15 protein-coding genes are annotated in these 14,294 nt (G+C 72.2%); 9 read left to right on the top strand and 6 right to left on the bottom strand.

Annotated elements, in window-relative coordinates; translation table 11 throughout:
* Positions 1-80: 80 nt before the first annotated feature.
* Genes M6B22_RS16470 through mtrA form a run of 3 tightly spaced genes read right to left on the bottom strand, consistent with a single transcriptional unit; the run spans position 81 to position 4,122 of the window.
* On the bottom strand, positions 81-1,811 hold the full coding sequence (locus tag M6B22_RS16470; RefSeq protein WP_269442656.1) for an LpqB family beta-propeller domain-containing protein: 1,731 nt from the start codon (positions 1,809-1,811) through the stop codon (positions 81-83).
* Complete coding sequence (gene mtrB / locus M6B22_RS16465; protein WP_269442655.1) at positions 1,808-3,436, bottom strand: MtrAB system histidine kinase MtrB; 1,629 nt, start codon at positions 3,434-3,436, stop codon at positions 1,808-1,810. The genes M6B22_RS16470 and mtrB overlap by 4 nt, the downstream gene beginning before the upstream one ends.
* A complete protein-coding gene (gene mtrA, locus M6B22_RS16460) occupies positions 3,433-4,122 on the bottom strand; it encodes an MtrAB system response regulator MtrA (protein ID WP_269442654.1) in 690 nt (229 codons plus the stop codon). Before mtrA ends, mtrB begins: the two co-directional genes overlap by 4 nt.
* A 101-nt stretch (positions 4,123-4,223) precedes the next feature.
* Between mtrA and M6B22_RS16455 the strand changes: the two genes are divergently transcribed.
* From M6B22_RS16455 to M6B22_RS16425, 7 genes are read left to right on the top strand one after another with little or no spacing between them, the layout of a single operon-like run.
* Positions 4,224-5,150 (top strand): hypothetical protein, encoded by a 927-nt coding sequence (locus M6B22_RS16455; protein ID WP_269442653.1) that lies wholly within the window; start codon positions 4,224-4,226, stop codon positions 5,148-5,150.
* Entirely contained in the window at positions 5,150-5,797 is a 648-nt protein-coding gene (locus tag M6B22_RS16450; protein ID WP_269442652.1) for a DUF4129 domain-containing protein, read from the top strand. Before M6B22_RS16455 ends, M6B22_RS16450 begins: the two co-directional genes overlap by 1 nt.
* Complete coding sequence (locus M6B22_RS16445) at positions 5,794-6,981, top strand: DUF4350 domain-containing protein (protein WP_269442651.1); 1,188 nt, start codon at positions 5,794-5,796, stop codon at positions 6,979-6,981. The genes M6B22_RS16450 and M6B22_RS16445 overlap by 4 nt, the downstream gene beginning before the upstream one ends.
* Positions 6,978-7,940 carry an AAA family ATPase gene (locus M6B22_RS16440; protein WP_269442650.1) on the top strand — a complete coding sequence of 321 codons (963 nt, stop codon included), beginning with the start codon at positions 6,978-6,980 and terminating at the stop codon, positions 7,938-7,940. The genes M6B22_RS16445 and M6B22_RS16440 overlap by 4 nt, the downstream gene beginning before the upstream one ends.
* Before the next feature lie 3 nt (positions 7,941-7,943).
* Positions 7,944-9,227: a DUF58 domain-containing protein gene (locus M6B22_RS16435; RefSeq protein WP_269442649.1), complete on the top strand. Its 1,284-nt coding sequence runs from the start codon at positions 7,944-7,946 to the stop codon at positions 9,225-9,227.
* Between the two features lie 60 nt (positions 9,228-9,287).
* Positions 9,288-9,425, top strand: coding sequence for a hypothetical protein (locus M6B22_RS16430; RefSeq protein WP_269442648.1), 138 nt, complete (start codon positions 9,288-9,290; stop codon positions 9,423-9,425).
* On the top strand, positions 9,422-9,640 hold the full coding sequence (locus M6B22_RS16425) for a hypothetical protein (RefSeq protein WP_269442647.1): 219 nt from the start codon (positions 9,422-9,424) through the stop codon (positions 9,638-9,640). Before M6B22_RS16430 ends, M6B22_RS16425 begins: the two co-directional genes overlap by 4 nt.
* A 102-nt stretch (positions 9,641-9,742) precedes the next feature.
* Here the strand turns inward: M6B22_RS16425 and M6B22_RS16420 are convergent, their stop codons facing one another.
* Entirely contained in the window at positions 9,743-10,735 is a 993-nt protein-coding gene (locus tag M6B22_RS16420; protein ID WP_269442646.1) for a stage II sporulation protein M, read from the bottom strand.
* 26 nt (positions 10,736-10,761) lie between these two features.
* Here M6B22_RS16420 and M6B22_RS16415 point away from each other — a divergent pair, with 26 nt between their 5' ends.
* The gene (locus tag M6B22_RS16415) at positions 10,762-11,577 is read left to right on the top strand and encodes an RDD family protein (RefSeq protein WP_269442645.1); all 816 of its coding nucleotides are present in this window, start codon (positions 10,762-10,764) and stop codon (positions 11,575-11,577) included.
* Between the two features lie 12 nt (positions 11,578-11,589).
* Here the strand turns inward: M6B22_RS16415 and sigJ are convergent, their stop codons facing one another.
* A complete protein-coding gene (sigJ, locus tag M6B22_RS16410; RefSeq protein WP_269442644.1) occupies positions 11,590-12,501 on the bottom strand; it encodes an RNA polymerase sigma factor SigJ in 912 nt (303 codons plus the stop codon).
* 155 nt (positions 12,502-12,656) lie between these two features.
* On the opposite strand from sigJ, the gene M6B22_RS16405 reads away from it, so the two are divergent.
* On the top strand, positions 12,657-13,283 hold the full coding sequence (locus M6B22_RS16405; RefSeq protein WP_269442643.1) for an LUD domain-containing protein: 627 nt from the start codon (positions 12,657-12,659) through the stop codon (positions 13,281-13,283).
* 215 nt (positions 13,284-13,498) lie between these two features.
* On the opposite strand, the gene M6B22_RS16400 is transcribed toward M6B22_RS16405, so the two are convergent.
* The gene (locus tag M6B22_RS16400) at positions 13,499-14,179 is read right to left on the bottom strand and encodes a DUF998 domain-containing protein (RefSeq protein ID WP_269442642.1); all 681 of its coding nucleotides are present in this window, start codon (positions 14,177-14,179) and stop codon (positions 13,499-13,501) included.
* Between the last annotated feature and the right edge of the window lie 115 nt (positions 14,180-14,294).

Here is a 14,294-nt window from a genome sequence, read left to right as displayed (position 1 = left end):
TGCCCTTGATCTTGGCCGAACGCACCCGCCGACGCAAGGATTCCGGACGATCTGAACGGGCCTGCGCCGAGCTGTCGACGCTATTCGAGGTAGACCGGGTTGGTGCCCGACGTCGTGCCCTCGTCCGGGCTCACCCAGGTGCCGGCCCGCTGCACCCAGACCGTCTCGCCCGCGGACACCGCAGGCACGACGTTCTCGGCGACGGTGATGCTGTCCGGCGCCTGCGGCAGGTTGCCGATCCCGCGCGGGTCCCAGTGCGAGCCGTCGCACTGCACCTCGTAGATGCTCGGGTCACCGGTGCTCACCTCGCGCCCGATCGCGAACAGCTTGGTCTGGTCGTTCCAGGCGACGTCCGTGATGGCGACGCCGGCGGGGCTGATCGCGTACAGGCCGACCACCCGCACCGAGTCCGGCGCCCGCACGACCGAGCCGATCCAGATCTGCGACTCGCTCTGGCTCGAGCGCAGCACCAGCCCCACCCGCGAGCCCTCGGGGCTGAACCGCACCGCGAGGATCTGACCGCGAACGGTGCCGCTGGTGGCCGTGATCGGCACCGTCTGGGCGGTCCCGTTCGCGCTGACCCGGTACAACTTGGCGCCGTCGCCGACCCAGACCTCGTCCGCCCCCGGGGCCCAGGCCGGCCGGGACAGCGCTCCGCGCACCGCTGTCTGGCGCAACGTGCCGCCGGACTGCCCGACGAGCAGCCGCGCGTCGGTGGCGCTGCCGGACGTACCCGCGACCAGCATGTGCGACGTGCTCGTCGACGACGCGAGTGCGGCCGAGCGCAGCCCGTACGTGCCGGTGCCGAGCGCGCCGCTGAGCGGTTTGCCGCTGCCGTCGTAGATCCCGCCGTCGTTGACGAAGAACAGCGTCGGCGACTGGTTGGCGGGGCTGAGCTGGTAGGCGAACTGCGCCCTGGTGAACGTCGAGTCGCCCAGCTGCGGGATCTTCACCGGCTGGCCGCCGTCGGTGATCTGCATGGTCAGCGACGTGGCGGCCTGATCGAGGGTGAGTGCGACCTGAGCCGCCATCCGGTCCTTCGTCGCCTTGTCCAGCTGGTTGGCCCCCGGCAGGTCCACGATCAGCGCGGACCCCAGGCTGACCTTGATCTGAGTGACGCTCGGCACCGACGGCAGGTTGGTGCTCAGCGCCGGATTGGGCTGGCTCACCAGCTGCGTCATCAGCCAGGTCGCCAGCAGGTCCGGGTCGGTCAGCGGGCTGTAGCGCAGCTCCGGCACCAACTGCTGCTCGGTCTGGTCGTAGAAGTAGATCAGCCGCTGCGTGTAGTACTGCGCGAACTGGCTGGCGCTGATCAGCAACCCGTTCTGCAACCGGTCGATGCGCCACTGCTTGTCGACGAGCTTGAGCTCGACCGTCTCGGTGACCGGCGAGCTGCCCGTCCCGGTGCCGTCGCCCTGCAGGCTGGGCGTGTACGCGCCGGACTGGTCGATCGTCCCGATCGCGTTACCGCGCACCGTCACGGTGTTGTCGACGAAGTTGCCGATCTGGACGCGGTCGACGATCGTCGTCGGCCCGGAATCGGACCAGCGGTTCTTCGCCTCCGGGGTGAGGAAGGCGCGGGCGGCCAGGTGGTGCTGGTCGGCGGAGGCGTTGTTCATCAGGAAGCCGTTGACGATGGTGCGCGGGTCCGCGCCGGGCTGCGGCGTGCTGACCGCCGGTTGCTGCGGCTGCGCCAGGCCGAGGGTCTTGATCACCTGCGGGGACGAGGACGCGGGCACGTCCGTGCACCCGCCCAGGGCGAGCACGGCGCACAGGGCGAGGACGCCGGCGACGGCGCGGTTCCGGCTCACGTGGCGTCCGCCTCCTCGTCCGGGTGCAGTGGCAGCGGCGAGGACATCAGGGTATGTCCGGCGTGGCGCGGCAGGGTGAGGCGGAACTGTGCACCCCGTCCGCGTTCGCCCCACGCCTGCAGCCACCCGTCGTGCAGCCGGGCGTCCTCCAGGCTGATCGCCAGCCCCAGGCCCGTCCCGCCGGTGAGCCGGCTGCGCGAGGTGTCACCACGCCAGAACCGGTTGAACACCAGCGCCGCCTCGCCGGGGCGAAGTCCCACCCCGTGATCGCGCACCGTCACCGCCACCGCGGCGTCGTCGTAGCCGACGCTGATCTGCACCGGCTTGCCCTCGCCGTGGTCGAGCGCGTTGCCGACCAGGTTGCGCAGGATCCGCTCGACCCGGCGCGAGTCCATGTCCACGCTCACCGGCTCGTCCGGCAGCTGCACGACCAACTCGCTGCCCTGCCGCTCGGCGAGCAGCCGGTTCGCCTCGACCGTCGAGTTGATCACGCCCCTGATGTCGGCCGTCTCGGACTCCAGGTGCGCGACCCCGGCGTCATAGCGGGAGATCTCCAGCAGGTCACCGAGCAGCGACTCGAACCGGTCCAGCTCGGCCTGCAGCAGTTCGGCCGAGCGGGACAGCTCGGGCGGGAAGTCGGCCCGCCGGGCGTGCAGCATCTCCGACGCCATCCGGATCGTGGTCAGCGGGGTGCGCAGCTCGTGCGAGACGTCGCTGGTGAACCGGCGCTGCAGGCGGGACAGGTCCTCCAGCCGGCGGATCTGCCGCTGCAAGCTGCCGGCCATGTCGTTGAACGAGCGGCCCAGCCGGGCGATGTCGTCGGTGCCGCGCACCTTGATGCGCTGCGACAGGTCACCGGCGGCCAGCCGGCCGGCGGTCTGCGCGACGACCCGGATCGGACCGACGACCTGCCGGGTCACCAGCAGCGCGATACCGACGACGAGCAGGACGAGTGCAAGCCCGGAGAACAGCACGGTCCGCTGCATCAGGGCGATCGTCTGCTGCTCGGCGGTCAGCGGGAACAGGTAGTACAGCTCGAAGACGCCCGTACGGGCGGGAACGGTCTCGCCCACGATCAGACCCGGCACCGAGTTCGGCTGCGCGCCGGTGTCGCGCACCGGCGCGTACTGCACGGCCAGATGCCCGGACTGCACCACGCGGCGCAGCGAGGTGGGGATCCGCACCTCGGCCCCGTCCGTCGACGGGGCGCTCGACTCGGACTCGATCGCGATGTTGAACAACCCGGCGCTGCGCCCGCTCGAGGTGAGCGTCGCGGTGATCTGCGACTTCGCCTCGGCTACGTCGCCCGGCGAGCTGCGGTCGACCCCGGCTAGCGCCTGCCGGGCCGTGTCCAGCCCCAGTTCGGCCTGCCCGATCGCGGCCTCACGCTTGGCACGCAGCACCCCGCCGGCGACCTGGTCGACGATGAAGATGCCGATCACCAGCACCGCGGTACCGGTGATCAGCAGCGTGGTGGTGGCCACCCGCACCTGCAGCGACCGCTGCCAGGCGTGCACGAACGAGTCGAGCACCGCCCGCAGCCGGGCAGCGAACGAGCGGCGCGGCTCGGCGGGCACCGGCAACTCGGCAGGCGCCGGTAACGCGGCAGGGTCGGCATCGGTCACGGAGGACCGGCTTTGTATCCGACGCCGCGGACGGTCAACACCACCTCGGGCCGCTCGGGGTCGCGCTCGACCTTCGAACGCAACCGCTGGACGTGCACGTTGACCAGCCGGGTGTCGGCCGCGTGGCGGTAACCCCAGACCTGCTCCAGCAACACCTCGCGGGTGAACACCTGGCGCGGCTTGCGGGCGAGCGCGACGAGCAGGTCGAACTCCAGCGGGGTGAGCCCGACCGGCTTGCCGTCCCGGCTGACCTGGTGCGCCGGGACGTCGATCAGGACCGGCGAGTCGGGCGGCCCGATCGCCAGCGACTCGCTCGCCAGGTCCTCGTGGTGCCGCAGCCGGGCCCGCATCCGGGCGACCAGTTCCTTGGGCTTGAACGGTTTCACGACGTAGTCGTCGGCGCCGGACTCCAGGCCCAGCACGACGTCGACGGTGTCGCTCTTGGCGGTGAGCATGATGATCGGGGTGCCGCTCTCGGCGCGGATGGCGCGGCACACGTCGATGCCGGACAGCCCGGGCAGCATCAGGTCGAGCAGGACGATGTCGGGCTTGCTCTCGTGGAACGCGGTCAGGGCGCGGCTGCCGTCGGCGACGAACGACGGCTCGAAGCCGTCGGTGCGCAGCACGATGCCGAGCATCTCGGCCAGGGCGGAATCGTCGTCCACGACGAGCACGCGAGGTTTCACGCCACCTATCGTGGCATCCCGGCAGCACGGACACCGGCAACCCGGCGCCCGGGATGTCAAGATGGTGCGCCGAACACCCGGTCCGAAGGGGATGCGCCGCGATGATGATGCCGGGCCTGCCGCAGGCGCCCCGTCCCGGCTGCGTCCCGCTGCGTCCCCTCGGGCTCGGTGACATCCTGGACGGCAGCTTCAGGGTCATCCGCCGGAACCCGAAGGTGACGCTCGGGCTGTCGGCGGCGATCGCGGTCGTGCAGGTGCTCTTCGTGGCGATCTTCGAGGTGCTCGCGTTCGCCCGGCTCGGCGACATCAAGGTGGCGAACGCGACGGACCCGACCGCGCAGACCCCGCTCGGCCCGCTGCTCGGCGTCGAGAGCGTGCAGCTGGCGGGGATCGTGGTCAGCACGCTGCTCGGGGCGATCCTGACCGGCATGCTCACGATCGCGGTGACGCAGGACGTGCTCGGCATCTCGCTCACCATCGGCCAGGTGTGGGAGCGCACCCGCGGCCGGATCTGGCGGCTGATCGCCCTCGCCGTGCTCACCACGCTGTTGCAGTTCCTGGGGCTGCTGCTGTGCATCGCGCCGGGGATCTGGTTGTGGGGCATCTGGGCGGTGTCGGTTCCGGCGTTGATGGTCGAGAACACCACGGTGCGCGGCGCGCTCGGCCGCTCCCGCGCGCTCGTCAGCGGGACGTTCTGGCGGGTGTGGGGAATCCGGGCGCTCGGCGCGCTGATGGTCATGTTCGTCGGCGGCTTCATCCTGGCGCCGTTCGAGATCGTCGGCATCGTGGTCGACAGCGACGTCTTCTCCGCGAGCACCGGATCCAGCCACGTGCCGGTGGTGTTCGTCGTGCTCACCGCGATCGGGTCGGCGGTGTCGGCGACCTTCACCGCGCCGGTGCGGGCCGGGATCGACTCGCTGTTGTACGTCGACCTGCGGATGCGCAAGGAAGGCCTGGACATCGCGCTGCAGCAGGCGGCGGCGCGCGTTGCGCCGGTCGTCCCGCCCGCGCCGCGGACCGCGTTCTGATGTTCGCGCCGCTTGCCTCGGCCGGGCCGGTGTTCGGCCCGGATGCGCAGCACGCGGTGAGCGAAGAGCTGCGCAAGGCCGAGTACCACCGCAGCGATCCGAGCTTCCTCGACCGGGGCTGGAACTGGGTGCTGGACCGGCTCGATGCGCTGTTCAGCGGCAGCGCGACCGGCAACGTCCTGCTGGTACTGCTGGTGGTGGCCGCGGCCTTGGTGATCTTCGCAACCGTGCGCGCCGGGCTGCCGCGGCGCGCCAGGGCACGTGCCGGCCTCGGCGCGACGGACCTGCTGCGGCCGCTGGCCGCCACCGATCACCGGCGACTGGCCGCCGAACTGGCCGGTCGCGGCGACCGCAACGGCGCGCTTCGCGAGTGGCTGCGGGCCGCGGTGCAGACGATCGAGGACCGCGGTGTGCTCGCGCCGCGCCCCGGACGTACCGGCGCCGCCACCGCGCGCGAGGCCGGCCCACTGCTGCCTGCGGCCGCCGACGACCTGCTCGTGGCGACCCGCGCGTTCGACGAGGTGTGGTTCGGCGGTCGGCACGCGAGCGACGCGGACGTGCGGGCCGCGCGCCGGGCCGCCGACGCCGTCGCCACCGCCCGGCTGATCGACCCGGCGGCGGCCACCGGCTTCGCGGTACCGCGATGAGCACGCTCGCGCGCACACCGGCGGCGGACAGCGATGCCCTGCTCGTGCCCGCCTGGCGGCGGGCCCGGTTCTGGGTGGCGATCGCGGTGGCGCTGGTGCTCGCGGCGCTCGCCGTCACGGCGCTGACCGGCACCTCGGACCGTGCGCTCGACCCGGCCTCGTCGGCGCCCGACGGAAGCAAGGCGCTGGCCACGGTGCTGCGCGCGCACGGGGTGCGCGTGCACACCAGCACGCAGCTCGCCGGGGCCGGCGGGCGCGTCGTGGTGACCGATCCGGACAGCTACACGCGGGCGCAGCTGCGCGCCCTGTCCCACCGAGCAGAGCTCGTTCTGCTCGGTGGCAGCGAGCGGTCGCTGTCCGCATTGGGCGTCACGGCCGGCCCGCCGATGCTGCTGGCCGGACGCACCGCGCCCGGTTGCGACTGGGTCGGCGCCACCGCGGCCGGCACCGTCGACCTGCCACCGGGAACGCTCGGCTATCCGGGCGGCGCCGGGCAGCGCTGCTTCGCCGGCGCGGCGCTGCGCGGTGACGGCTGGGCGGTGCTCGGCTCGTCCCGCCTGCTGCGCAACGACACGGTGGCGCGCGAGGGGGTGGCGGCGCTGGACGTCAACGTGCTGACCGACGACCTCACCGTCCGCGAGCTGACCTGGTTGCTGCCGGGCACCGAGGCAACCGGCTCGGCCGCGCCGACCGCGTGGGCGCTTTTCCCCGACGGGGCCCGCCGCGCGTTCCTCTGGCTGACGGCCCTGGGGGTGCTCCTGGTGCTCTGTCGCGCGCGCCGGTTCGGTCCGGTGGTCAGCGAGCCGCTGCCGGTCGTCGTGCGCGCGGCCGAGCTGGTCGAGGGGCACGGGCGGCTCTACCAGCGGGCCCGGGCCCGGGAACAGGCCGCCGCGGCCCTGCGCGCCGGCGCCGTGCATCGCCTGGGGGTGCGGTTGGGGCTGCCGCGCGGTACCCCGCTGCCGACCCTCGCGCACGCGGTCGCGGCGCGCACCGGCCGCCCCGGGACCGCGGTCCGCACGCTGCTCGCCGGCCCGGCGCCCGAGTCCGACCCCGACCTGGTGGACTTGGCGCTCGCGCTTGATGATCTTCATGACCTTCACGACCGTGACGACACCGACGGCGTCGACGACCTGCCGGCTGTGCCCGGCGTCCCCGTCCCGCCACCGAAGGGAACCGCACCGTGAGCGAACCGAGCAGCGACCCGCGAACCGCGCTGCAGCGGCTGCGCACCGAGATCGGCAAGGCGGTCGTCGGCCAGGACGCCGCGGTCAGCGGCCTGCTGGTCGGGCTGCTGTGCCGCGGCCACGTACTGATCGAGGGCGTCCCCGGGGTCGCCAAGACGCTGCTCGTGCGTGCCCTCGCAATGGTCTGCGACCTGCACACGGCGCGGATCCAGTTCACCGCCGACCTGATGCCGGGCGACGTCACCGGTTCGCTGATCTACGACACGTCCAGTGGCCGGTTCGAGTTCCGCGAGGGGCCGGTGTTCACCAACTTGTTGCTCGCCGACGAGATCAACCGGACGCCGCCGAAGACCCAGTCCGCACTGCTGGAAGCCATGCAGGAGCGGCAGGTCACCGTCGAGGGCCACCCGCGGCCGCTGCCCGACCCGTTCTGCGTGATCGCCACCCAGAACCCGGTCGAGTACGAGGGCACCTATCCGCTGCCCGAGGCACAGCTGGACCGGTTCCTGGTCAAGATCACGATGCCGCTGCCGGACCGCGACACCGAGGTGCGGGTGCTCGCGGCGCACGCCGGCGGGTTCGACCCGCAGGACCTCGCCGGTGCCGGCCTTCGTCCGGTCGCCTCCGCGGCCGATCTGGCCACCGCCACCGCCGCGGTGCGCGCCGTGCGCGTCGACCCGGCGATCCTCGGCTACATCGTCGAGCTCGCCCGCGCCACCCGCGCCGCCCCGGCCGTCTCGCTGGGCGTCTCGCCCCGCGGCGCGACCGCGCTGCTGGCAACCGCACGCGCCTGGGCCTTCCTCAGCGGTCGCGACTTCGTGACGCCGGACGACGTGCAGGCGCTCGCCCGCCCGACGTTCCGCCATCGCATCGGGCTGCGCGCGGAGGCCGAGCTGGAGGGGGTCAGCGTGGAGGCGGTCCTGGAGTCGGTGCTCGCCTCGGTTCCCGCGCCGCGCTGACGCATGCTCATCACCGGACGGTTGGTGGCGCTCGCAGCGCTCGGGCTGGTGATCGCGTGGGCGTCGGCGGCGCTGGCGATCGGGTACGGCGCGGCGCTGGTGCTGCTCGCGCTGGCCGACGCTGCGCTGGCCGCGCGGATCGCCGACCTGCACCTGGTGCGGGAGCCGACGCCGGCGGTGCGGCTCGGTGAGCGCGTCCCGGCGGTGCTGACCGTGACGAACAGCGGGAGCCGGACGCTGCGCGCGATGGTGCGCGACGCGTGGCTGCCGTCAGCCGGGATGACGCCGCGGCTGCAGCCGCTACGGGTGCGGCCCGGTGCGCGCGACCGGGTGGTTGGCACGCTGCGCCCGACCCGCCGCGGCGAGCGGGCCGCGGCCGTCGTGACCGTGCGCAGCTTCGGCCCGCTGGCCCTGGCCGCCCGGCAGCGGCGCCGATCGGTGCCCGGCTCGGTCCGGGTGCTGCCGTCGTTCGCGTCCCGCCGGTTCCTGCCGGAGAAGCTGTCCCGGCTGCGGCAGCTCGACGGTGCCGTACTGGTGCGCCAGCGCGGCCAGGGCTCGGAGTTCGACTCGTTGCGCTCGTACGTGATCGGCGACGACGTCCGCTCGATCGACTGGCGGGCGACGGCCCGCTCCCGCGACGTCGTCGTGCGAACCTGGCGTCCCGAGCGTGACCGGCACATCGTGCTGGCGGTCGACACCGGTCGTGCCTCGGCCGCCCGCGTCGGCGACGAACCCCGGCTCGACGCCGCGCTGGACGCCTGTCTGCTGCTCACAGCCGTCGCCGGGCGCGCCGGCGATCGGGTGGCGCTGGTGGCGGCGGACGTCACCGTTCGTGCGCGGGTCGGCGCGACCGGCGGACGCGATGCGCTGGCGCGCGTGGTCAACGCCGTGATGCCGCTGGAGCCGGCACTCGTCGAGACCGATCCGCAACTGCTGGCCGGCGAGGTGCTCCGCCAGGCGGCCAAGCGGTCGCTGGTCGTGCTGTTCGGCTCCCTGGACACCGCCGCCGACACCGGGCTGGTGCCGGCGGCGCGCGCGGTCGCGGCCCGGCACGAACTCGTCGTCGCGTCGGTGTCCGATCCGTCGCTCGGCGCGCTCGCCGCCGGACGGGGCGGGGCCGCCGACGTGTACGCGGCGGCCGCGGCCGAACTGACCCTCGCGGCGCGGCGGGCCGTGATCGAGCGGCTGCGCCGGTTCGGCGCGCACGTGATCGACGCGCCTGCCGACCTGTTCGCCTCGCACGTGTGCGACGCGTATCTCGATCTCAAGGCGGCCGGCCGGCTGTAGTCCACGCCCCGTCCGATGCTTCCCTTTTGCGATCTTGAGCCACTACTGTGCGATCACAAGGTGACCAGCCACAGCTACACCATCAACCAGGTGGACGCGGTGCAGTTGGTCAACCACAAGAACTACACGGCCAGGCTGCACTTCGACGTCGGCGAGGCGCACAGGCGAAGGCGGAGGCGGAGGCGGCGGCCGGCGTGACGATCCAGTCCTCGTCCACGATGTCCAAGACCTACGGGGCGTCGGTCACGCTCCCGGGCAAAGGCAGGGCCACGATCAAGTTCGGGTTCCGCCGCTACAACCGGTACGTCAAGGCCGGGCACTACGACCTGGCCAGCATGACCTCGTGCGGCATCCACTGGGACCACGAGGGCTGGGTGCGGGCGCCGTACAAGAAGGCGTTCATCATCGACTGAGCGACGCTTGCGGAGCGAACAGCAGCACTGAGCGACGCTTGCGGAGCGAACAGCAGCACTGAGCGACGCTTGCGGAGCGAACCGCGAGGCCGACAATTCACCTCACGACACGGGTAGTTCGTCGGCGCGCGCCTCAGCGGGCAGGTCCGGCTCACCGGCGCGCGCCGCACGCCGTCCCAGCACGAACACATAGCTGAGGAAGGCGAGTTCGGCCGCGGTGCCGATCGCGATCCGCGCCGCGGTCGGCAATCCGGACGGCGTGACGAACGCTTCGATCACGCCGGACACCAGCAGCACGCCGGCCAGTCCGAGCGCGACCACGCCGGCCAGCCGGCCGGCCTCGGCGAGCGCACGCGAGCGGGGCAGCGGGCCGGGCGCGACCCACGCCCAGCCGGTGCGCAGCCCGACGCCGCCGGCGATGAACACCGCGGTCAGCTCGAGCATCCCGTGCGGCAGGATCAGCCCGAAGAACACGTGCGCCTTGCCGGCACCGAGCATCGCGCCGCCTACCACGCCGAGGTTGAGCGTGTTCTGCCACATCGTGTACAGGGTGCCGACCAGCGTCACGCCGAGGAACAGCGCGACCGCCGACACCAGCGCGTTGTTCGTCCAGACGTGCGCGGCGAACGCACGCGCCGGGTGCTCGGAGTAGTAGTCGCGAAAGTCGCGGTCGACGAGTTGGCGTACGGCGTCGGAGGACAGCAGCCGGTTCAACCGCTCGGGATGCTCGCGCAGCCAGAGCATCATCGCCGCCGCGATCGCGATGTTCGCCGCGCCCATGCCGACCCACCAGCGCCAGGTGCGGTACAGCGCAGCCGGGAAGGTGACGGTGACACCGCGACCGAGCGCGGCCCACCCGCTCGAGCGCGATCTGCCGACCGCCGCGGCCCGTGCGCGGGCGAGCAGACCGGACAGCCTGGCCGCCAGCGCCGGGTCCGGCGTGCGCGACTGGACGAGCGCGAGGTGGGTGGCTACCCGGCGGTACAGCAGCACCAGCTCGTCCGCCTCGTCCGCGCTCGGCCGGCGCCGCCGGCACAAGGCCTCCAGCCGCGCCCACTCGGGTGCGTGCGCGGTGATGAAAGCGTCGATGTCCACGGTGCAGCAGAGTCTAGGGTCGAGCCGTGCAGCCCAGCCCCGCGATCGTGTCCGGCGAGGGCGTCGGCCTGGATCTCGCGCGCGCCGGCGTCGGGTCCAGGATCGCGGCGTCGGCGATCGACGCGCTCGTGCAGATCGTTGCCGCGGTGATCGCGCTGCTGATCACCGCACGGCTCTTCGGCGGCGGCGACTCGGCGGCCCTCACGGCCGTCATCCTCACCGAGCTGGTCCTTGTCGTCGCGGGCTATCCGATCGTGATGGAGTGGCTCACTCGCGGTCGCACGCTCGGCAAGCTGTGCCTCGGGCTGCGCGTGGTGCGCGACGACGGCGGCCCGATCGGATTCCGGCAGGCGCTGGTCCGCGGCCTGGCCGGTCTGGTGCTGGAGAAGCCGGGCCTGGTGTTCCCGTTCGGCACCGCGGCCGGTTTCCTCACCATGATCTTCAGCTCCGGTGACAAGCGCATCGGCGACATGATGGCCGGCACGTTCGTGCTCAACGAGCGCGGCGGCCCGGCCCGCACTCTCGCGCCGCAGCACTTCGCCGTGCCGCCGCACCTGCAGCCGTGGGCTCAGACGCTCGACCTGTCCCGGCTGGACGATCAGCTCGCGCTCACCGTGCGTCAGTTCCTGGTGCGCGCCCCGCAGCTGAACCCGGCCGCGCAACACTCGCTCGGCGAGAGCCTGCGCGCCCAACTCGAAGCGGTGATCTCCCCCGCTCCACCGGCCGGAACGGCCACGCCCTGGCTGCTTGTTGCGGTGCTCGGCGAACGACGGCGCCGCGCCGAAGCCGCCGCCCGGATCCCCGATCGTGGCGCCACCCCGTCCGCGGGCAGCAGTTGGTGATCGCGGCTCGCGTCACCCTGTCGTCCAGGGTCGCAGCTTGTCGGGGTTGCGCATCACCCAGATGTGCTTGATCCGCCCGCCGACGACGTCGAATGCGAACACCGTCACGGTGACGCCGCCCGACTGCGCTACCAGGCCGGGCTGGCCGTTGACGGTGCGCTCGAGCAGTTGCATGTCGCTCGACACTCGATCAGCCAGTTCCATCCACGCGCGCGCGATCTGCTCGCCGCCCTCGATCGGGTCGAGGAACGTCAGGGCCAGCCCGCCGCCGTCAGCGGTCGCCACGGCTTCGGGATCCAGTAGGCCGATGAGGGCCGCGATGTCCTTGGCCTGCCAGGCTTGCTTGAAGTTGCGGACGATCTCGGCACGCTGGCCGGCCGGCGTATCCGGTTGCCGTGCGGCGCGAAGGCGACGCCGGGCCGAGGATGCCAGTTGCCGGCAAGCGGCCGGCGTCCGCCCGACGATCTCGGCGACTTCGGTGAAGCGGTACCGGAAGACGTCGTGCAGGATGAGCGCGACCCGTTCGGCCGGTGTCAACGACTCGAGCACGACCAGGAACGCCATGTTGACCGACTCGTCGAGGGTGACGCGGTCGGCCGGGTCGACGGCTGCGCCAGTCCACTCGCTCTGATCGGGCACTGGTTCGGGTATCCACTCGCCGACGTAGCGCTCGCGCCTGGCCCGGGCCGAGCCGAGCAGGTTGAGGCAGATGCGGCTCGCGACGGTCGTCAGCCAGGCAGCGGGGTTCTCGATCTCCTGCTGCTGCTCCGGGGTCAGGGCGTACCAGCGGGCATACGCCTCCTGCACGGCGTCCTCCGCCTCGGCGAGCGAGCCGAGCAGCCGGTAGGTGACGTTGATCAGCCGGCGCCGCTCACCCATGACCGCGTCCAGGTCCGGCTCACCTGCCTCGGATCGGGTGCTCATCCTCTCGCCTGCCTTCCTCGCTCGCGGCGGCCGTCAGCACTACGACAGGACAGCACGTCCGAATGTGAGTCGGCGCACGGGCGCTCACAGTGCGGTCGGCCATCTTGTCGCAGTGATGAGACGAGAACTCAGCTACCGATCTTCAAGGAGTCTTCATGACCACACCGACGCCGACAACGACGTTTGCCGAGCCCGCGACAGCCGACAGCCTGGAACGCACGGCCGCGGCGCTGACCGCGCACGGCTTCACCGTCGAAATCCTCGACGACGCCGACGCGGCACGCGCCCGTGTCAAGGAACTGGTGCCGGCGGGCGCGAGTGTATTCACCGGGGCCAGCGAGACCCTGCGCCTGTCCGGCATCGAGGAGGACCTCAACGGCGAGCGGTACGACGCGATCAGATCGCGCGCGGTGGCCATGGATCGCGCCACGCAGGCGGACGAGATCCGGCGGCTGCTCGCCAGCCCCGACGTCGCTGTGGCCAGCGTCGCCGCGGTCACCGAGGCGGGCTCGCTGGTGATCGCCTCGGCCAGCGGGAGCCAGTTGCCGGGGTTCGCCGGCGGCGCGGCGCGCGCGATCTGGGTCGTCGGGGCGCAGAAGGTGGTGCCCGACCTGGACGCCGCGCTGCGCCGCATCGAGGAGCACGCGCTGCCGTTGGAGAACGTCCGCGCCCAGCAGGCGTACGGGCAGCCCAGCGCGGTCAACCGGCTGCTCATCCTCAACGCCGAGTACCAGCCCGGGCGCGGCACGGTGCTGCTGCTGCGCGAGGCCATCGGCTTCTGAACTCGCCGCTCGGTCACGGGGTTCGACTTCGCTGGTACGGCACCGCGACTGTGCTCGGGGATCAGTTCGACAGCAGGCTGGGATGGATGGGCGCAGATCGAGCGGCCCGGGTTCGTGCTACGCGGCTCGAGAACCATCCGCTCATGGTTGCCCTCTGTGTCATTCCGATGAGCGGAGATTGAGCACGGAAAGTCGCTCGCAGCCGAGCCTGCCCGTCAACTGCCGGGGAGGCTCGTCGCCCGTTTGCCGTCCGGCGATGACGCGCGCGTGGCGTGCTCGGCCGTGCTGAGGTTGCGGGCGTGAGCGGCGGTGGTCAGGATCCAGGCGACGAAGGTGCCGACGAACAGTCGTTGGGCGAGTCCGAAGTGGCTGTCGCCGAGCAGGGGGATGAGGACGAACGTGACGACGCCGAGGGCGGCCAACGCGGTGGTGGGTGCGGCGTGGGACCGCCACTTGGGCTGGTGCCGGAATCGGTAGGCCGCCGTGATCATCGCGACCAGGATCAGCAGGAACGCGGCGAGGCCGGCGCCGTTGTGAATGTTGCCGTGCATCGTGGTCTTGGCTCCGGTGCGGTCGGTGTGGAACGCGGCGGAGACGGGACCGGCGAGCACGGAGGCGACGGCGAGTAGCAGCGGTGTGGCGCGGGCTTTGCAGCTGGTGCGCAAGAGGATCAGCGCGAGCAGGAAGATGCCGATGCCGAGCCCGCAGAACGCGAGGACCATGAAGCTGCCGCCGGTTCCAAGCGCCAGTTCGCTGATCGCCTGGCGGCTGGGACTGTAGTCGCGTCGCTGGACGAGGTTGAGCGCGATCACGATGAGCGGGAACAACGACGCCGACACAAGTGCGGCCGTGGCGAGGCTACGGACGGGGCGCGCGGGACGGTTGACCTGCTTCACGATGGGACACCTCCGGTCAGGAACACAAGCACGGTAGGAAGCCGGGCAGCGTCCGGTCGTCAACCCCGGGTTGTCACCAGCGGATGATCTCGACGGCCTCGCGTCGTCCTGGTGA

Origin of the sequence: Jatrophihabitans cynanchi, from assembly GCF_027247405.1 — a bacterium.
GTDB lineage: Bacteria > Actinomycetota > Actinomycetes > Mycobacteriales > Jatrophihabitantaceae > Jatrophihabitans_B > Jatrophihabitans_B cynanchi.
Note: the sequence above shows the minus strand (reverse complement) of the source record. Positions and strands in the feature narration are given on the sequence as shown.